This is a genomic window from Psychroflexus sp. ALD_RP9, assembly GCF_017311165.1.
GTDB lineage: Bacteria > Bacteroidota > Bacteroidia > Flavobacteriales > Flavobacteriaceae > Psychroflexus.
This window is the reverse complement of sequence record NZ_CP062973.1, coordinates 970,491-990,520: the sequence shown is the minus strand read 5'-3', so window position 1 is coordinate 990,520 and position 20,030 is coordinate 970,491. Positions and strand designations below refer to the sequence as shown.

At 33.4% G+C, this 20,030-nt stretch carries 15 protein-coding genes; 8 read left to right on the top strand and 7 right to left on the bottom strand.

All coding sequences use genetic code 11. The features are described from left to right. The first annotated feature begins 772 nt into the window (after window positions 1-772). Window positions 773-2,929, top strand: coding sequence for a peptidylprolyl isomerase (locus IMZ30_RS04675; RefSeq protein ID WP_207039375.1), 2,157 nt, complete (start codon window positions 773-775; stop codon window positions 2,927-2,929). A 565-nt stretch (window positions 2,930-3,494) separates the two neighbouring features. On the opposite strand, the gene IMZ30_RS04670 is transcribed toward IMZ30_RS04675, so the two are convergent. Continuing rightward, window positions 3,495-4,418: a GYDIA family GHMP kinase gene (locus tag IMZ30_RS04670; RefSeq protein ID WP_207039374.1), complete on the bottom strand. Its 924-nt coding sequence runs from the start codon at window positions 4,416-4,418 to the stop codon at window positions 3,495-3,497. Next, on the bottom strand, window positions 4,418-5,725 hold the full coding sequence (locus IMZ30_RS04665) for a hydroxymethylglutaryl-CoA reductase, degradative (RefSeq protein ID WP_207039373.1): 1,308 nt from the start codon (window positions 5,723-5,725) through the stop codon (window positions 4,418-4,420). The genes IMZ30_RS04670 and IMZ30_RS04665 overlap by 1 nt, the downstream gene beginning before the upstream one ends. A 207-nt stretch (window positions 5,726-5,932) precedes the next feature. On the opposite strand from IMZ30_RS04665, the gene IMZ30_RS04660 reads away from it, so the two are divergent. From IMZ30_RS04660 to IMZ30_RS04650, 3 genes are read left to right on the top strand one after another with little or no spacing between them, the layout of a single operon-like run. Next, window positions 5,933-8,107: a S9 family peptidase gene (locus tag IMZ30_RS04660; protein ID WP_207039372.1), complete on the top strand. Its 2,175-nt coding sequence runs from the start codon at window positions 5,933-5,935 to the stop codon at window positions 8,105-8,107. 10 nt (window positions 8,108-8,117) lie between these two features. Next, complete coding sequence (locus IMZ30_RS04655) at window positions 8,118-9,701, top strand: peptide MFS transporter (RefSeq protein ID WP_207039371.1); 1,584 nt, start codon at window positions 8,118-8,120, stop codon at window positions 9,699-9,701. 50 nt (window positions 9,702-9,751) lie between these two features. Next, complete coding sequence (locus IMZ30_RS04650) at window positions 9,752-10,294, top strand: thioredoxin family protein (RefSeq protein ID WP_207039370.1); 543 nt, start codon at window positions 9,752-9,754, stop codon at window positions 10,292-10,294. Here the strand turns inward: IMZ30_RS04650 and IMZ30_RS04645 are convergent. The 4 genes from IMZ30_RS04645 to IMZ30_RS04630 are packed head-to-tail and all read right to left on the bottom strand — an operon-like array spanning window position 10,278 to window position 15,993. Continuing rightward, window positions 10,278-12,341, bottom strand: a complete 2,064-nt coding sequence (locus IMZ30_RS04645) for a ComEC/Rec2 family competence protein (protein WP_207039369.1) — start codon at window positions 12,339-12,341, stop codon at window positions 10,278-10,280. The two genes, IMZ30_RS04650 and IMZ30_RS04645, sit on opposite strands and share 17 nt — an antisense overlap. A gap of 20 nt (window positions 12,342-12,361) precedes the next feature. After that, window positions 12,362-12,847 (bottom strand): C40 family peptidase, encoded by a 486-nt coding sequence (locus IMZ30_RS04640; RefSeq protein ID WP_207039368.1) that lies wholly within the window; start codon window positions 12,845-12,847, stop codon window positions 12,362-12,364. Next, window positions 12,826-15,219, bottom strand: a complete 2,394-nt coding sequence (locus IMZ30_RS04635) for a GumC family protein (RefSeq protein WP_207039367.1) — start codon at window positions 15,217-15,219, stop codon at window positions 12,826-12,828. Before IMZ30_RS04635 ends, IMZ30_RS04640 begins: the two co-directional genes overlap by 22 nt. A 9-nt stretch (window positions 15,220-15,228) precedes the next feature. Then, window positions 15,229-15,993, bottom strand: coding sequence for a polysaccharide biosynthesis/export family protein (locus IMZ30_RS04630; protein ID WP_207039366.1), 765 nt, complete (start codon window positions 15,991-15,993; stop codon window positions 15,229-15,231). A gap of 338 nt (window positions 15,994-16,331) precedes the next feature. Here IMZ30_RS04630 and IMZ30_RS04625 point away from each other — a divergent pair, with 338 nt between their 5' ends. Continuing rightward, complete coding sequence (locus tag IMZ30_RS04625; protein ID WP_242529701.1) at window positions 16,332-18,011, top strand: polysaccharide biosynthesis protein; 1,680 nt, start codon at window positions 16,332-16,334, stop codon at window positions 18,009-18,011. On the opposite strand, the gene IMZ30_RS04620 is transcribed toward IMZ30_RS04625, so the two are convergent. Beyond that, window positions 18,008-18,460, bottom strand: coding sequence for a GAF domain-containing protein (locus IMZ30_RS04620; RefSeq protein WP_207039364.1), 453 nt, complete (start codon window positions 18,458-18,460; stop codon window positions 18,008-18,010). The two genes, IMZ30_RS04625 and IMZ30_RS04620, sit on opposite strands and share 4 nt — an antisense overlap. An 84-nt stretch (window positions 18,461-18,544) precedes the next feature. On the opposite strand from IMZ30_RS04620, the gene xrtF reads away from it, so the two are divergent. Genes xrtF through IMZ30_RS04605 form a run of 3 tightly spaced genes read left to right on the top strand, consistent with a single transcriptional unit; the run spans window position 18,545 to window position 19,964 of the window. Beyond that, entirely contained in the window at window positions 18,545-19,084 is a 540-nt protein-coding gene (gene xrtF, locus IMZ30_RS04615) for an exosortase family protein XrtF (protein ID WP_207039363.1), read from the top strand. Next, a complete protein-coding gene (locus tag IMZ30_RS12040; RefSeq protein WP_207039362.1) occupies window positions 19,081-19,524 on the top strand; it encodes an exosortase F system-associated membrane protein in 444 nt (147 codons plus the stop codon). The genes xrtF and IMZ30_RS12040 overlap by 4 nt, the downstream gene beginning before the upstream one ends. 23 nt (window positions 19,525-19,547) lie before the next feature. Beyond that, the gene (locus IMZ30_RS04605; RefSeq protein WP_207039361.1) at window positions 19,548-19,964 is read left to right on the top strand and encodes an HYC_CC_PP family protein; all 417 of its coding nucleotides are present in this window, start codon (window positions 19,548-19,550) and stop codon (window positions 19,962-19,964) included. The last annotated feature ends 66 nt before the right edge of the window (window positions 19,965-20,030 follow it).

The following is a 20,030-nucleotide window of genomic DNA, read 5'->3' as shown; positions in this document are numbered from 1 at the left end:
TAAAGCCAAAAAAACGACTCACGATTCAATATTATACCACTACATCATTACACAAATAGTCAAATTCGACTAATTTCCAGAAATAATTGTGGTATTTGCGGAAGTGCATCACGCAGTGATAAGCATGCAGCAAAAATACCAGCAATGGTTTTGCAGAGCCTAGCGCCGCAAAAATTTCCTTAAATTAGTCTAATCCCGATGCTTCGGGATTTGGTTCTCCCGAAATTTCGGGATTGTGTCAAGACAAAATGAATAGAAATAAAGTTTAAAAAGATTAATTTAAATTCGATTTCACCAACAATCAGTGAAATCCCAGTACTGAGAACCTTTAAAGTGATAAAGCTACAGTCTAAAGCCTAAAGCCAAAAAACGACTCACGATTCACGATTCACAAATCACGACTCACAAATCACGAATCACTGACAACAGACAACTGATAACAGCTATTAGTTAACTCCAAGCCCAGTCAAATAGTCAACTAATCAACCATTCACCATTCACTATTCACCATTCACAACCACGAATCACCATTCACTATTCACCATTCACTATTCACCATTCACCATTCACTGAAAACCGACATCTACCATTATACCACTACACCATTACACTAATAAGCAGAAAAGGCCTATTGCCTAAAGCTTAAAGCCAACTACACCATTCACGACTCACGGATAAACATCAGCGCTATTAAAAAAACTTTCAAAGCCTTAATGTTTTATTTATTGGTTAATTGTTTTATTTTCGCCAACTATATTATAAATAACTAACAATGGCGATTTTAAATAAGATTAGACAACGTACCGTCTTTTTAATTGTAATCATAGCTTTAGCTTTATTCTCATTTGTTTTAGCAGATTTAATCAAGCAAGGTGGTTTCACTTCAAACAAATCCTTAAGTAATATAGGAGTCGTTGGAGACGAAGAAATCTCAAGAGAAGAATTTGTTCAAATTGTTGAAAATAGAGTACAACAATCACAAGGCCGTGTTTCAACAATTCAAGCTGTCAATCAGGTTTGGGACTCTAAAGTGTACCAAATGCTTTTAGACCAAGAGTTCGAAAGCTTAGGTTTACAAGTTGGTCAAGACCAAATTATAAATGTGATGGCCGAACGTTTAGCTGGAAATCCACAATTCTCAAATGAAGCTGGTTTTTTTGATGAGGCTAAAATGAAACAATACGTTGCTGAAATCAAATTAACTTCACCTCAACAATACCAACAATGGTTAGACTTTGAAGAAAGTATAGAAACCATTGCTAAGTCTGAATTATATTATGATATGATTAAAGCAGGTATCGGTGCTACAAAACTAGAAGCTAAACAAGCTTACAAACAACAAAACGATAGACTTAATATCGACTTTGTAAAAATTCCTTATACTAAGGCTACTGATGTTGAAGTTTCTAAAGCCGACATTAAAGCTTATATCAATCAGAATAAAACGCAGTTTAAACAAGAAGCTGAACGTGATATTAAATTAGTACATTTTAAAGAAGAGCCTTCAGCTGAAGACTTTACAGCAGTTGAAGACGACTTAAAAGAATTACTAACTGACCGTGAAGAATACGATCAGGTTTCAGATAGCAACCAAGTTATAAAAGGTTTTAAAACCACTGATGATGTCGAGGGTTTTGTGAATCGTAATTCAGATGTTCCATTTGCTGATGTTTATACCTTCAACTATAACTTAAAAGAAAATAAAGACGAGATATTAGCCTTAACTGAAGGTGAAGTTTTAGAGCCTATTAAATCAGGCCAACAGTTTCGTTTAATTAAAATGTTAGAGCAAACTAACTTACCAGATTCTATTAAATTAAAGCATATCTTAGTCACTTATGAAGGTACAGGAGTTGATCCTCAAGTGACGAGAACACAAGATGAAGCCAAAGCTTTAGCCGATAGCTTACAAACATTAATTTCTAATGATATTGAGCAATTTGGAGATTTAGCTGAGAAATTTTCAGCAGATCGTCAAAGTGCAGGAAATGGTGGAGATTTAAATTGGGTAACTTACGGCCGATTAGTAGAAGATTTTAATGATTATGTTTTCGATCAGCAACCAAATCATAAAGGCGTTGTTGAAACTGAATTTGGCTACCACGTGGTTTTTGTAGAAGATAAAACCGAGCCTAAACCAGCAGTTAAACTAGCAACGATTGTAAAAACAGTAAACCCATCTGAGTTAACTTTAAACAATCTATATAGAAAAGCCTCTAACTTTGAGTTAGCAGCTGAAGATACCTCTTTAGAAGAAGCCGCTAAAGCAGAAAACCTAAAGGTAAAACCCGTTAATAATATGAAAGCGCTTGACGAAACCATTTCCGGTTTAGGTCAACAGCGTTCTATCGTTAAATGGGCTTTTTCAGATGAAGCCAAAGTGGGTTCAGTTAAACGTTTTGACATTTCAAATGGATATGTTGTGGCAGAATTAGTAAACGCTACTAATGAAGGTGTTCAAAGTGTTGAAGAAGCTTCAGCAACTGTAACACCAATCTTAAAAAAGCAAAAACAAGCTGAAGAACTTATAGCTCAAATTCAAACTAAGGATTTAAACGCTGTTGCAAGCAAATTTGAAGTTTCAGTTCAAAAAGCATCTGCGGTTAATATGAGCAGCCCTGTTTTACCAGGTAGTGGTAGTGAGCCGAAAGTGGTTGGAGCAGCTTTTGCACTTTCAGAAAATGAAGTAAGTCAACCAATTCAAGGTGAAAAAGGAGTTTATTTTATTAAACTAACCGGTACACAACCTGCAGCTGAACTACCTTCTTATGTCGGTATGGCCACACAAGAAACTAAACGCCGTATTCAGACTTTTGACCAGAAAGTACAACCAACTTCAAGAAGTTATACCAACCCAAAACTTAATCCTGTTTATAAAGCCCTAAAAGAAGGGACGGAGATTGAAGATAAAAGGACTTTATTTTACTAAGAAAACTCTGATCACTAAAAAAAGCTGTCTTTTAAGATGGCTTTTTTTATTTCTTCTCAGTAATTGGTAAGCAGTTTTACTATATTCGTGAATTGCTTAGTTGGCTCTATGCATTCTTTGCTTACAGCTTATAGCTGTTATCAGTTGTCAGTGAATCGTGATTAGTGAATCGTTTTATCAGCTCTAGGCTTTAAGCAATAGGCTATAGACAGTTGTCGGTTATCTGTTATCTACTGTCAGTTCGAGTGGTTTTTCTTGAAACCTTGTGGAAAGAAAAAGTGTATCGAGAACCGGTTTATAGTTAGCGGTTGGCAATTTTCTGTGGTTCGTGATTCGTGAATCGTGAATGGTGAGTTGTGATTAGTGAGCCGTTTTGTTAGTTCTAGTCTCTAGGTATTTTTTGCTTATTGCTTAAGGCTTACAGCTTATAGCTGTTTTTTGGTTAGCAGTTATCAGTAACTCGTACGTCTATGTGTTTGATTATTCGTTTAATTGAGCTTTAAAAGACCGATTAAAAAACAGCGTTTAACTATAAAGGGTTTGAGATTGAATTTATAAAATACATTTACAAAACAAAGCTAGAATAGGTTTTGATAATTGAGTAGCCTTTATCTCTAAAATAATCTAAATCTTGAGGTTGCTTTGCTGTTACTAACATAAAATCGCCACCCCAAGCACCAAGGCTTTTTACAATTCCCGAGCTGTAATCTGAAAATAATTTTTGCTGAACCGGAATTTGATTAATCAGCTTGCCTATGATGGCTTCATGCTTTAATAACAAATCTTCAGCTTGATTAAGATCATCGGTTGAAGTTAAGTCTTTTGTAATTAGATTGAGCTGCTTAATAGCAGTATTTAAGTTAGGTTTTGGCGTTTGTCGATAGTATTGTATAGCTTCTCTGCTGTTTTGTTTTTGATTACGATAGACAAAATAAACATGCGATGTTAACTTTGGGCTTAATGCTGTGTAGCTAATTTTAGGCGTAAAGCCTTGGCGTTCATAAATAAGAGCTTGTTTAGCCTTAGCACAAGCCAAATCATAACCGCTACCACCAAAGCTAAGCTCTAACAATTCGTAAGCATTGACCTGAAAGCACTCGGCTAAATTAGCAACTAAAGTAGAAGATGAACCTAATCCCCAATCTTTAGGAAACTCAAGTTGAGTCTTAACTTGAAAGGCCTGATTAGCACTTAACAAAGGCGATTTCAGCTGGTAAATTGCATGTAACAATTGTAAAATTCTGCCCTTAAAATCTAGTTTATTTAAGTCTATATCAAATTCTAAAATGTCTTTGGTTTCAAATTCAATTTGTTGCCATAGTTTCTTGTTGTGTAAATAACTATTCCACTGCCAACTCTTGCCTTCGATGGGATGTAAGCTTAAAGATTGCCCAAGTTTTGTAGGTAAAGCAAGACCCCAAGCACCGTCTAAAATGGCATACTCACCAGTAATGAGTAATTTTCCGTGACTGTAGGCTTTTTGATGCATTAAGCTCTTAGTTGTGTAATATATTTAACCACTTCGCTGTGTGTGGCGGTGTGATTTTTAAAAAATTCGACGGCTTTTTGACGCTCAGCTTCTGTAGCTTCAAACTGATTGAGGATATTCATTAAATGCATTTTCATGTGACCTTTTTGAATACCAGTTGTCACTAATGAATTGACAGCAGCGAAGTTTTGTGCTAGTCCAGCAACAGCTATAATTTGCATTAATTCTTCGGCTGAAGGTTCACCTAACATCGCCAGTGCAACCTTGACCAATGGATGCAAGCTAGTTAAGCCGCCAATAGTGCCAATGGCTAAAGGAATTTCAATTGAAAATGTAAATTGAGTATCTGTAAGTTCAACTTGAGTTAAGCTGCGATACTGACCGTCTTTTGCAGCATACGCATGAATACCAGCTTCAACGGCTCTAAAGTCGTTTCCAGTCGCTAAAACCACAGCATCAATACCATTCATGATGCCTTTATTGTGAGTTACCGCGCGATACGGCTCAATTGTTGCTATGTCAATAGCTTGTTTAAAGCGTTTAGCAAACTCATGGGCCTTGGCTTCTGTTGTACCAAGTTGTTCTATAGGGCAAGAAACTTCAGCTTTAACGAGACATTCAGGAACATAATTAGATAAAATACTCATTATCACTTCAGGTCGGTTTTTTGAAGTAAAACCTTCATAATGTTCTGCTTGTGCTTCTAATGTTTTAGCGAATTGCTCTAAGCAAGAGTTAATAAAGTTGGCACCCATCGCGTCTTTGGTTTCAAAATGACAGTGCAGTTGATAATAATGAGCGAGTTCAGCAGTTTTATTTACTAAAGTAATTTTTGTAATGCCACCTCCGCGCTTTTCCATATTATGAGTTATAGGCTTAGCATCAGCAAAGAGTTGAGTCTTGATGTGCTCAAAAAAATCTTCGACTTGTTGAGCCTTAGCCGGGCATATAAAGTGAACATGACCTACCTTAGTTGTACCAAGAACTCTCGCTTTAAAACCACCTTTGTCGCCCCAAAATTTAGCAGCTTTGCTTGCTGCTGCCACAACAGAGCTTTCTTCAATAGCCATGGGAATCGCGTAAATTTTTTGATTAATCTTAAAATTAGGAGCAACTCCAAAAGGTAAATAATAATTAGAGATAGTATTTTCGGCAAACTCGTCATGTAGCTTTTGAAGTTTAGCATCGCTGTTCCAATATTGTGTGATTTTATGTTTTGCCTCCTGATGATTGTTGAGATAATGTTTACAAATCCAGTCGACTTTTTCTTGTTTAGAAAGCTTTGAAAATCCGCTTATGTTTGCCATTTTAAGTTACTTAATATGAAATGGTAAAGATACAATTAGATCATTAACATTGAGAGGGCAACAAAGAGAAATTATTAGACTTCAACCCATGGAAATAATTTTAGCCTTAGATATTTTTAAACTGCAAACTAAAACAGCTTTTTGTATGAAAACTTAACCGAAAATTAATGTTTTTTTAGTAAAATTGAAGACTCAAAATTAATTTACATGAAAAGAAGTCTATTTAGTTTCATTTGTTTCGTTTTAATAAGTTCTTTTACACAAGCTCAAACTAAAGAAATTACACTTGAAAAAATTTGGGGTGGTGAGTTTAGACAAGATTACTTAGAGTCTTTACAATCGTTGAATGATGGCCAATCCTATATCGTTCAAAATTTTGACCGGGAAACACGTGAAATGACGGTCGATATTTACAGCTATAAAACCGGAAAACAAACAGGAACGCTGATTAATAGTGCTGATATGGCTTTGCCATATTTTGAAACTTTTCAACTTTCGGCTGATGAGAAAAAAGCCATTTTAGGAGTTAGTGTAGAGTCAATTTTTAGACGCTCTAAAAAAGCGGTTTACTATGTGTATGATTTATCAACAAAAAAATTGATGCAAATTGATGAAGCAAAAATTCAGCAGCCAGCTTTTTCTCCAGATAACGCTAAAGTAGCTTTTGTAAAGCGAAATAATATTTTTATAAAAGACTTAAATACCAATGAAGTGAGTCAAGTCACCACAGATGGCGAGAAGAATAGCGTGATTAATGGTTTAACCGATTGGGTTTACGAAGAAGAATTTGCATTCGTAAAAGCTTACCAGTGGAGTAAAAATGGTGAGCAGATTGCTTTTTTGCGTTTTGATGAATCTGATGTGCCCGAATTTTCAATGGATATGTATGGTCGTTATGGGCAAGATTTGTACCCAACACAAGATGTTTTTAAATATCCAAAAGCTGGTGAAGATAATGCCAAAGTTAGCTTACATATTTATGATTTAAACCAAAAGTCTACTTTAGATGTTAAGCTAGGGAATTACGAATATATCCCACGCTTAGGAACAACTCAAAATGAAAACACCTTTAGCGTTCAAACCACAAACAGGCATCAAAATGAACTTAAACTATACCATGTAAATGGCAAAACTGCTCAAGCAAATTTAGTTTTAAATGAAACAGATCCTGCTTATGTAGATATTACTGATGACCTGACTTACCTAGAGGATAATAGCTTTATTTGGACGAGTGAAAAAGACGGTTGGCGACATATTTACCACTATTCAGCTGAAGGTACACTCTTGAATCAAGTTACTAAAGGTAATTGGGAAGTCACCAATTACTATGGTTATGACAATAAATCTAAACGTATTTTTTACCAAAGTACAGAAACGGGTAGTGTAAACCGAGCGGTTTATTCTATTAAAATTAATGGCCGTTCAAAGCGAGATTTAAGCACCAAAACGGGTACCAATTCAGCTTCATTTAGTGCTGATTATACCTATTACATCAATACCTTCAACTCGGTAAAAACACCTAATGTGTACACTTTGCATTTAGCTAAAAATGGAAAATTAGTACGTGAAATTAAAAACAACTCAGATTTAATTCAAACTTTAGAAGATTATGAATTGTCTGATAAAGAGCTTTCAACAATTGAAGTTAAGGGTAATAAACTTAACATGTGGATGATAAAACCAAAAGATTTTGATCCTAACAAATCTTACCCTTTATTGATGTATCAATATTCAGGTCCAGGCTCACAATCAGTGTCTAATAGCTTTTTTGGTACAAATGATTACTGGTATCAAATGTTGGCTAACCAAGGTTATATCATTGCGTGTGTAGATGGTCGAGGAACAGGTTTTAAAGGTCGAGACTTTAAAAAAGTGACGCAAAAGCAGTTAGGAAAATACGAATTAGAAGATCAAATTGAAGCGGCAAAATTACTCGGATCAAGGTCTTACATTAACAAAGACCGTATAGGAATTTGGGGCTGGAGTTTTGGAGGCTATATGTCGTCTAATGCTATATTTAGAGCTAACGATGTGTTTAAAGCTGCTATTGCTGTTGCACCAGTAACCAGCTGGCGATTTTATGATACGATTTATACCGAACGATACATGACCACACCTCAAGAAAATGCTTCAGGATATGATGAAAATTCACCAATTACACATGTTGAAGAATTTACAAAAGGGAATTATTTACTTATTCATGGTAGTGCTGATGATAATGTTCACGTGCAAAATACCATGCAACTTATTGAAGCCTTAGTACAGGCGAATAAACAATTCGACTGGCGAATTTATCCCGATAAAAATCATGGTATTTATGGCGGTAACACGCGCTTACACTTATATACTTTAATGACGAATTTTATTAATAATAAATTGTAAAAACACTTATATGGAATTTAAATTTGGTGGTTCTGAGTTAAATCAAAAAACAGTTCTAGGTCAGCCCTCAGGCCTTTTTGTATTATTTTTCACTGAAATGTGGGAGCGCTTTTCATATTATGGAATGCGAGCACTTTTGGTTTTATTCTTAACAGCATCATTACTAGACGAAGGTTGGGCTTGGGAAAGAGATGATGCCTTGTTATTATACGGTTGGTACACAGGTTTAGTATATATTACGCCGGTAATAGGTGGTTATATAGCCGACAAGTTATTGGGCTACAGAAAAGCGGTAGTTTGGGGTGCATTAATTATGACCTTAGGTCATGCTTCTATGGCTTTAGAAGGCTTTACAGGTGCTTTCTTTTATTTAGGCTTATTGTTTTTAATTATAGGTAATGGCTTGTTTAAGCCAAATATTTCATCAATCGTTGGGAAATTATACAAAGATGAAGGAAAAAAGAAAGATGCTGGTTATACTATTTTTTATATGGGAATTAATGCAGGCGCCTTTTTAGGGATCTTGATGTGTGGTTATTTAGGAGAAAAAGTTGGCTGGCATTGGGGTTTTGGACTAGCAGGTGTTTTTATGTTTTTTGGAATGTTGCAGTTTTTTTATGCACAATCTATATTTGGAAACATTGGTTTGAAGCCAGATAAAGATGATAATTTTATTGATAGCACCGCTATCGAAGGAGAGACAGAACATATTGATCAAAAAGCTGATAAATCTGTAAGTAATAAAGTGAAAAATGATCGTCTAATTGTTATAGGTGTACTTGCATTTTTCTCAATATTCTTTTGGTGGGCATTTGAACAGGCTGGTGGTTCTATGACAATTTTTGCTGGTGATTATACAGATAGACTTTTAACTGATAAAACAGCTTATATATTTAAAATAATTAACGCTGTGATTACCGTAATTCCTATGCTTGTAATCACATGGGTTTTAGTGATGCTGTTTCGTCAAACTTTCGGTGTTCATCCGCTTTCAAATATATTCTTAGCAACAAGCTTTGTGATTATTTGGGGAGTTGTAATTTGGATGCTTTATAGAGAGTTTACAAATGATGTTGCAGAAGTTCCTGCAAGTTGGTTTACGGTACTTAACTCTTTATTCATCATTATTTTTGCACCATTATTTTCTAAGATTTGGGAAAGTAAGCTTAATCCTTCTGGTCCTGTAAAGTTTGCAATTGGCCTTGTATTATTAGGCTTAGGTTTTGCTTTTTTATCCTATGGTTCGTTTGGTATACCTCAAGGAGCTAAAACTGCATCTGTAAGTATGATATGGTTAATTTTTGCCTACTTATTTCATACACTTGGTGAGCTTTGTGTGTCTCCAGTTGGATTGTCTTACGTTAGTAAATTGTCGCCGGCTAAGTTAGTTGGACTTATGTTTGGTGTTTGGTTTTTTGCCAACTTCCTAGCTAATTTGTTAGCAGGTGTTACAGGAAGTTATATCGACATTATCACAGAAAACTATTCAATGTCAACCTTCTTCTTAATTTTTACGATTATCCCAGCTGGCGCAGGAGTTGTAATGCTTGCTATAAGTAAGTTACTTGTTAACAAAATGCACGGCATAAAATAATATTATCTATAGAGCGTTACTTATAAAGTAGCGCTCTAAATTTTAATTCAATGAAACTATTATTTTCTATTAGCTTATTAGTTGTTTGCCTAACAAACATTAATGCCCAATCTATCAACTGGATGAGCATGAATGAAGCGCTTAAAGCTCAAAAAGATGAACCTAAAAAAATTATTGTAGATGTTTATACCAATTGGTGTGGACCTTGTAAGTTGATGGATAAACGCACTTTTTCTCATCCAGAAGTCGCCAAATACATCAATAAGCATTTTTATGCGGTAAAATTTAATGCAGAAGGGACAGAAGAAATCACCTATAAAGACTATACCTATAAAAATATTCATTTTGATGAATCGCGATCTCCAAAACAGCGCAATGGTCAGCACTTATTTGCCAATGCGTTAAAAGTATCAGCTTATCCTACAGTGGTCTTTTTTGATGAAAACTCTGATGTAATTTCACCTGTTGTTGGTTACAAAACACCACAACAACTTGAGCTCTATTTAAAAATGATTGCAACCGATAAGTACGCCGAAATTAAAACACAAGAAGCTTGGAAAGCCTATCAAGAAAACTTTACTTCAACTTTTTAATTTCAGAAAACTTTAATGCGCCTTCTTCGTAAATAGAGTAAAAACTAACCTCATTAGCCTCACAGGTTTCACGCCAACGCTCAACATAAGATTTATAATTATTTGTACTGGCAATTAGCAGTTTTGGCTTTAAATCAGTAATTAAGCGTTCTAGGTTAAGTTTTGGCGATTCACTTATAACGACTATTGTTGGTGATTGATGTTGGGTATTTTCATAAACACCAGTAGAGTCGATATAATGAATTTTAAACTTCTTTTTATAATTGTATTGATAGGCTAAAGCTTTAACTTCAATCGACTGTAAGCCATACACATTAGCTAGAGATTGAATGCGATAACTTTGTTTGAGTTGAGTTGAATCGTGTAGCCGGTTGGTGTGTAAATTGAGTTGAGCGCCTTTAATATGAGCAATTTCTAATGAATTATAAGCCTTAAGTAGGATCAATTCGTCTTGAGACTGATGATCACGATAGATGAAAAATATGAGCAAGCAAAGTATTGCAAATGAAATATTTAGGGCTATATAAGATTTTACTTTAGCATATCTCGACCACAAGCAAGCACATAAAACAACAATTAAACTTGACCATAACAAGGTTTTAGTAAACAAGATATGCTCAAATTGAAATTGCTCAAAGCTACCCAACCAATGAATGAGTAAGCGTAATTTAGTTAAAATGAAATCGTAAGCTTCAACTAAAATAGATGGCAACCAACCTAATTTTGCTAATAAAAGCACTAAAATTCCGAAGCCTAAAATTAAACTTAATGTTGGTAAAATAAGAATATTAGCTAGTAAGAACACCCCAGAAAATTGATTAAAATAGTATAAACTTAGCGGTAGGATACTAAACTGAGCAGCAAGTGTAACCGTAATAATTCCCCAAAATAATCGATCGATATAATATCTCGGTTCATATAATTTATACAATCGGGGTTGAAGTGTTACTATACCAAATACTGCTAAGTAACTTAGTTGAAAGCCTACCTGAAAAATAATAAAAGGATTTATTAGAACTAACACCAAAGCCGACATAAATAAAGTGTTCAGTGAATTTGTACGTTTTTGTAGTAACATACCAAGACTTAAAAAGCTAAACATAACGGTCGCGCGAAAAACTGAAGGAGATAGCCCTGCTAAGAATGCAAATCCCCACAAACCAATAAGTATTAAAAAAGGGCGCAATCTTCTACCGAATTTCGTGTAGATACAAAAATGCGTTAAAGCGTTTAAAATGAGTAAAATAATACCAACATGTAGACCAGAAACTGCTAGAATATGTATGACGCCAGCATTTTTAAAATCATCATAAGTTTTATCAGAAATGTTCTGGCGTTGCCCTAACAAAAAGGCTTCAATTAAGCTAATATTTTCTTCCTTAAAGCTGTATTGCTTTAATTGATTCCTTAAATTAGTTCTAATTTTATCAAGTGAATTAAATAAATTAAATTTTTGATTTTTATTGATGCTTAGGTGAGATGGCTCTGCTGAAATGGCCATATACACATTTTGATGAGCCATGTAAGTTGCATAGTTAAAGTTTTGTGGGTTTTCTGGTGCATGAAATTTTTGTAATTCTCCAGCACCGTGAACCAAATCTCCAATATTAAGCTCAATTTTGCTAATAGAGTCTCTATCAATTTTTAGTAAAACTTTACCTTCAAGTTTTTTGTTGTTGACCTCAAGAACCTGAGCATAGAACTTGTAATTAAAGGCGTTTGGTTTTAACTTATCAGTAATTTTTAGCTTAAATGCGCTTGGCGTATTATAAGTTAATTTAGAATTAACATAGTGCTGCTCTTGGTGTTTTGGTAAGTGAACCTGAGTATTAAAATACCCTAAAAGTAAGACGCTAATATTTATAAAAACATAATTTAAACTAAGAAATAATCGATGTTTTTTAACTATAAAATGAGTTGTTATACCTATTAATAGGCTCAGGATAAAACCCAATAAAGCATAAGGAATCGTGATGTGGAATCCCAAAATAACACCAATACCAAAAATAATGGTGAAGAGTATAAATTTATAATTTAAAAACCTCAATTTGGTTTTTGATTGGTTACTTATTTAATGTAACGCCTTATTTCAGCAAAGTTTTTTCGCCAATAAGGGTTACTGAGGCTTGATATGATTACGCCTCTTGATGAGCTTGAATGTATAAACTCAATTTCATCACCTTCAATTAAGGTTATTAAGCCCACATGACTTTTTTTACGCGAACGTTTCAAGGTTCTAAAGAAAATTAAATCACCAACTTTAGCTTTGCGTTTTTTGGTTTTTTTTCCAGATTTACTGAGTTGCTTAGTTGTTCTAGGCATGTTGTAGCCAAATTGTGAATAACTCAGTTGTATTAAACCAGAGCAATCTAAACCATTTCTTGATGTGCCACCGTATTGATAAGGTGTTCCTAAATAACGCTTGGCATAATTAGCAATTTTATAATTATCTGCCTGCTTGCTTAGTGCTGACTTCTTTGTGCCACAACTTAAAAAGAGTAAGCTTAAAGCTATACTTAAAAAGACGTATTTTATTTTTGCCAGAATTTCCATTTAGGAGAACTTTTTTCAGCATGTTCGTTATAACCGTAACCATAACCATAATTATAGGTATAGGCGCCTTTTTCTACAAGGCCATTCATAACAATACCTATGTTTTTGAGTTTATGATGCTTGTTAAGGTCTTTAATATGCTCTATTAATCTGATGTCTGTGTAACCAGCACGAGTTAAGTATAAAGTTACATCAGCATATTGAGAAATCATGATAGTGTCAGTTACTAATATAGTTGGTGCAGTATCAATAATAACATAATCATATTTTGACCTAGCTTCTTCTATGAAAGTTTCGAAGCGATCACTTGTTAGGATTTCAGAAGGATTTGGAGGAATATCTCCTGATAAAATAAGATCTAAATGTGAACCGTTTATATTAGAAATTCTAATATCTTCAAAATTAATATTTGGGTTGTACAAATAGTTACTTAAACCTTTTGTGTTTTTATTTAAGCCAATATAACTATGAATTTGAGGATTTCTTAAATCACAACCGACGAGTAATACTTTTTTAGATTTTGAAGACATCACTGTTGCAAGGTTCAAGGCAACATAAGTTTTTCCTTCACCTTTAGTTGAAGATGTCACGTAAATGACTTGTTGCTTATTTTCTTGAGTTTGGCCTGATACCTTAATAAAATTAATATTTGTTCTTAAAATTCTAAAAGATTCTGCCAAAGCACTTCTGTCGTTTGGTGTTATAAGTTTAAACGTTTTGGCCTCATTTTCTGGTATTTCTCCTAGTATCGGAATTTCTTTTAAATTAGATTTTAGAACATCTACAGAATTAAGCTTTGTATTAAATAAAAATTTTAAATAAAGCACACCAAAAGGAATAATTAAACCGACAATTAATCCACCCAACATAATAATTTTACGTTTTGGACTAACAGGCATCGGGTTTGTGTAGGCATAATCAACTGTTTTAATTACTGGCGCAGTAATAGCGTATGTTAAGGCGGCTTCTTCACGTTTTTGAAGTAAAAACAAAAATAGTTTTTCTTTAATTAAGCGTTCACGTTCTATACTTCTGATTTCTTTGCTCTGCCCAGGTAGTTTTTCTAACCTTGAATTAAAGCTTGATTCTCGTCTTGCTGTATTTTGTAAGCTGGTTTCTAAGTTGTTGATGTAATTGTCAACTGAATTTATAATATTACGTTTAATAGCTTCTAAACGGTCATTAATGGCAATAATAGTTGGGTTTTGAGGCGTTGCTGTTACTAATATATTATTACGCTCATTAACAAGTTGATTGTAGGCACCAGTGAGCGCATTTACATTAGCATTTTCAATACCTAAATTTGCAGGCAGTAAGTCAATTTCAGTGTTTTTTACAAGAATATTTCTAAAGTTTTTAGTAATTTCTAATTGAGTTTCGACTTCAAAAACGCGCATTTCAGTTTCACTGTACTTACCAAATAAAGCTTCTGTGCTGGCTTCAATATCAACTAACTCATTATCCGATTTAAAGTTAACAATAGCAGTTTCAACCGTATCTAATTCTTCGACTAAATATTTCAGCCGTTCTTTAATAAATTCGCCTGTTCGTTTAGCGACCACTCGGTTATCATCTATACCGTCTTGGTTAAATTGGCGCATTAATTCGTCAAGAATGGCTTCATTTTTTGTTTGGTTCTCACCGTTTAATGAGATATTAATAATATCAGCTCTTGCTTCAACTGCTTCAGCTTTAATTTTATTAGACAATGAAGTGGTAAGATTCTCTAAGTTGTGTTTTTTAAAGCTGTAAATTGAACCTGTTAATTCTGTATAATCACCTTTGTAATAAGGGTTTATATCAATGATGGCTTTAGTGTTTTCAAATTGAAGTGTGTCTCCAGCATCTAGACTTGCAGAAAAGCCAGACTCTTCTTCTGTGACTTTAAAGTTGCTTTGAGAGGTAAACTTTAAATTTAAAAGTGGTGTTGACCTATATTGTGCACTATCATCTATGCTCCAGTTTACTGTAAACGGTATTTGATGTCCCCAAACCTCAGAAGCTTTTAATGTGCCTAATTTATAGTATTGTGTTTCTAAGTTTAAAGTTTGAATAATTTTTTTGGAAAGCCGTCTAGATTTCAAAATTTGAATTTCATTTTCGAGATTAACTTTACTCATATCAATTAAAGGTGAACTGCCTTGTAAGCCAGACAAATCAAGACCTTCTTGCTCTTTCAAAACCTTAATTTTAGAATTTGTTGTGTAAATGTTGGTTGCGTACTTTAAAAAAATGAAAGATATGCCTAAGCTTATTATAACGCAAATTACAAACCATGGCCAGTAGCGGAGGTATTGAAGAATAATAGCTTTAATGTCTTCTTCTTTTTCTGGCTCGTTTTGATGGTATTGCGTTGAAGAGTTGTTATTCATAAAATTAGTTTATCTAAATAAAAGTACAGCTGTTGAAAGTAGAATAGAAAATACAGAAAGCAAAGTACCTACATTTGTTATGAAACCAGCCGATTTTATTTGAGGGTCGTTAGGTTCTATATAAATAATGTCGTTAGGGTTAATGTAATAATAATCGGTATTCATCCAATCTACTGAAGTTAAGTCTATAGTTTTAACTACGCGTTTATCTTCAAGTTGTCTAAATATTTTTATGTTGTCTCGTTGTCCTCGAATCGTTAAGCCACCAGCTAAACCAAGCGCCTGTGGTAGGGTAACGCGTTCATCAATAATTTCATAAGTTCCGGGTTGTCTCACTTCACCTTGTACAGTAAATGAATTGTTGATAATTCTGATATTTACGGTTGCATCTTTAACGTAAGCCTTCAATTGTGATTCTATTAAGTCTTGTGCTTTTTGGGTTGTGAGTCCTCTAACTTTTATTTTGCCTAATTCAGGGAAATTAATTTCACCATTTTCGTTAACGAGATAGCCTTCAACTTTAAGCATTTGTATCTGTCTCGCCTGCATTTGTTGGGCTCCAGCTTCTCTAGAGAACGCAGCTATACTTTCAGGGTTAGCAGAAGATATGCTAATATGTAAAATGTGATTGGTCTGTATGACGGGATGTGTATAGACTTTTTCTATTGCCGATAAATTAACATCACTACTGTTTTGATAATAAACAACTTCTTTTCGGGTAGCGCATGAAGTAACAATCATTACGATTAAAAGCAGGAATCCAAATTTTTTCATGTTACAAATATAAATTAAATATTGATTTTATAAGCTTTACATTAAATGGTTTGAAGCAATGAAGTTGAATTAATTAGAATAATTTTTTAAATTTGTAACCCTAACCAATCTAAGTAAACGTGCTGAAATTAAAGTTACTAACTATAAGTATCCTTAAAAAGCTTTCTAGAAATTACGTTCCTCGATATCTAATTTTTTCTATCGATTTTCTAATCGCTTTTATTTCAGCTCAAACCACTTTTTTTTTAATATCCTCGATTCAGTCGCCACGGCTAATTTATTTTGAGTTTTCTTGGAAACTTTTTACAATTCTAGCAGTACAAATTATAGCTTTTTTAATGTTCAGAAGTTATTCAGGGATTGTAAGATATACAGGTTTTCGAGATGCCATTAAGTTAATTCAAACCACTATCTTTTCAGTAGCTATCTTGTTGATAATCAATAATATTTATTACATGGCTTATGAAATAAAAATAATTGTTGATGCTGGTTTAATTATGTATGGCTTCATATTGTTTTCAATATTATTTTTATTCAGAATTGTAGTTAAGAGAGCTTATCAATTAATTCATGCCACTCAAACCACGACCAACGCTTATATTTTAGGTACGAGCCTAGCTGATGTTGCTATTGCCGAAGGGATTATTTCTGATACCCAAACCAAATTTAAACTTTCTGGTTTTGTAAACGTAAATTCAAAAATAAAACGCAATAGAATTTTTAACCTCCCAATTGTACAGGTAGATGATTTGTTAGGTAGCCAAAATGAGCAATGCGTTATCATAAATAGTAGTAAATTAGATCAGTTAGATCAATCGCTTCAAAAAAAAATAGATGTACTTCTTGAAAATAATATTAAAGTATATAAACTTCCTGAAATCCAAGATTGGAATGATACAACTAATGTCTTATCTCAAATCAAGGAGATTAATTTAGAAGATTTGCTTCAACGGAACCCAATAAAATTAAATAAGGAAAAGTTGAAGTCAATTTATCTAGGGAAAACTATTTTAGTAACAGGTGCAGCTGGCTCAATAGGAAGTGATATTGTACGGCAGTTAATTCCATTTGGTCCGAAAGAAATATTACTTCTCGACCAAGCTGAAACGCCATTACACGATATGTGTATTTATATTAGAAAAGAGCACCCTGAGACCCAGTTTAAAGCTATTATTGCTGATGTTAGAAATTATGAGCGTTTAGCTGAAGTTTTTGAACAATTTAAGCCTGATGTGGTATTTCATGGTGCAGCTTATAAGCATGTTCCAATGATGGAAGATAATCCAATTGAAGCAATGCACGTAAATTACTTGGGTACTCAAAACTTAGTTAACTTAGCATCAAAGCATCAAGTTAATAGGTTTGTGTTTGTTTCTACAGATAAGGCAGTAAATCCTACAAATATAATGGGTGCCACAAAGCGAAGCGCCGAAATTTTTGTACAGTTTGTCTCACGCCAAAAAAGTAATAAAACCTTATTTATAACCACACGTTTTGGTAATGTTTTAGGGTCTAATGGTTCTGTGATCCCGCATTTTAAAAAGCAAATTTTGCAAAATGGACCTGTGACTGTAACTCACCCTGATATTACTCGATATTTTATGACAATCGATGAAGCTTGTCAATTAGTTCTTGAGGCTGGCGCTTTAGGTAAAGGAGGCGAAATTTTTGTGTTTGATATGGGCAAACCAGTTAAAATAGTAGATTTAGCCAAACAAATGATACGATTATCAGGTTTTACACCTAATGTAGATATTAATATTACCTATACAGGTCTGCGTCCTGGTGAAAAGCTCTACGAAGAGTTGCTTGCTGATAAAGAAAATACTTTACCAACTCATCATCAGAAAATTTTAATTGCTAAGTCATCTTTTGAGTTTGATAAAGAAAATACTATTTTATTAGAAAATTTATCTAATCAAATTATCCAAAATCAAACTTTAGCTGCGCTAAAAATATTGTATCAGCTTGTTCCAGAGTTTAACCACAATAAGCTTGAAAACCGAAAAATCGGTTAATATAGTTTTGCAACTTCTGCGTTAAGCCAAACTAGAAAGTTTTTATCTTCTTGAGTGAAAGCATTTGCGGTATTTGAATCGATATCTATTTGACCAATGTTTTCGCCATTAACAAATAAAGGAATTACAATTTCAGATTTTACATCTATACTACAAGCAATGTAATTGTCTTGGGCACTTACATCTTCAACTAAAAAATTTTCATTACTTACAGCAACTTGGCCACATATGCCTTTCCCAAAAGGAATAATAATGTGGTCTGTAGGTTTACCAGCGTATGTTTTAAGTTTCAGCTCAGGTTTATCCCCGTTTTTAAAGTAAAAGCCTACCCAATCGTAGTGTTTTACATTTTGTTTTAACACATGGCATATGTTCTCAAGTTTTGAGTCTACAGTTTCTTCACTGCTCAGGATCGTCTCAATTTCAGGTTTTAAAAGGGATAAACTCATAATCTTAAATTTTGGGCAAAAGTATTTAGAAATCTTAATTAATTAGCTCATCTAAAAACTATAAATTTGTTAAATATAATAGAGATGGAACTGATTAAGAAAAATAGAGCCGTTTTAAAATTTTTAGGAATTTTCTTTGGAAGTTACCTTGTCTTTACGTTTGTGTATAATTATTACCTGACTAACTTCTCATCAGATACTTATTATCCAGAAGTCATTACTCATTTTGTAGCACTTCAAAGTCAAGAATTAATAGAAACTTTTGGTTATACTACAAAAAGTATTAAAAGCCTTAATGATCCATCAATGCGGCTTGGTGTTAATGGCCAGTATTTAGTTCGTATTGTAGAAGGTTGTAATGCCATAAGTGTAATGATTTTATTTATGGCATTTATTTTGGCATTTAAAACCTCTTGGAAAAAAACCTTACTTTATATTTTTGCAGGCGTAGCTATTATTTATGTGCTAAATATTTTTCGTATTGCTCTGTTAACTATAGCTTTGTATGAATATCCTCAATATGAACATTTTTTGCATGGCACTGTATTTCCCGCTATAATTTATGGCGTAGTTTTTTTACTTTGGTTTATTTGGATTAAGAATTTTAAGCCTAAAAAAGAGTGAAATCAATACCTAAAAGCTTTAAAATAGTTTATATAATTAGTTTAATTGTTGCGCTAATAGCAGTTAGATTGTTTGAACGGTCATTATTTCCAGAGGTTTTACTAGACTTTTATACAACAACTTACAGCTTTAGTGAACCGCCAAATTTTAATTGGTTCAACTTAATTTCTACTACTATACTTAGATATTTAGTTAATTCAGTCTTATCGATTTTAATTATATATTTATTATTTCCTTCAACTAAAACTTTAAAATTTATAATTTGGTTTTACTGTCTTGCTTTAGTGGTTTTAATATCTGTATTTTCAATTTTGTTATATCAACTCAAGCCTGAAGATTATATGACATTGTTTTATGTACGCCGGTTTCTAATTCAACCATTATTTTTAATTCTTTTAGTACCAGCTTTATATTATCAAAAGAAGGTAGCGCATAAATAATTTTATGTAAATTTGCTTTAGATATGAAAAAAAGCTTATTACAAATATTGAGTTTTTTTATGGCAGCTCTTGTCATGTGTTCTACGATGTCTTTTAGTGTAAAGTCTCACTATTGTGGTAATATATTGGTAGACAAAGCCATTATGAAGCCGGCAAAAAAATGTGCTATGCACAAAACATCCTTACAATCTAAACATACACATCAAGACCAAAAAGACGAATGTTGTGATGATGAAGTAAATTTAATTGAAGGGCAAGACCAACTTAAGGTACAGTCATATGAATTTGAGTTGCCTAATCCTTACTTTGTTGAAGCTTTCGTTTATACATTTATCTTTAATACATCTTTTAAAGCTTTAGAAAAAGTAAATTATTCTGAAAATCCACCACCTTTACTTCTACGAGATTTTCAAGTCCTTTACCAAGTTTTCTTGATTTGATATTAAAATACGTTACAGTATTTCTACTGAAGTAACTTCAGTTTAGGAATCATTTTTATGTATGTG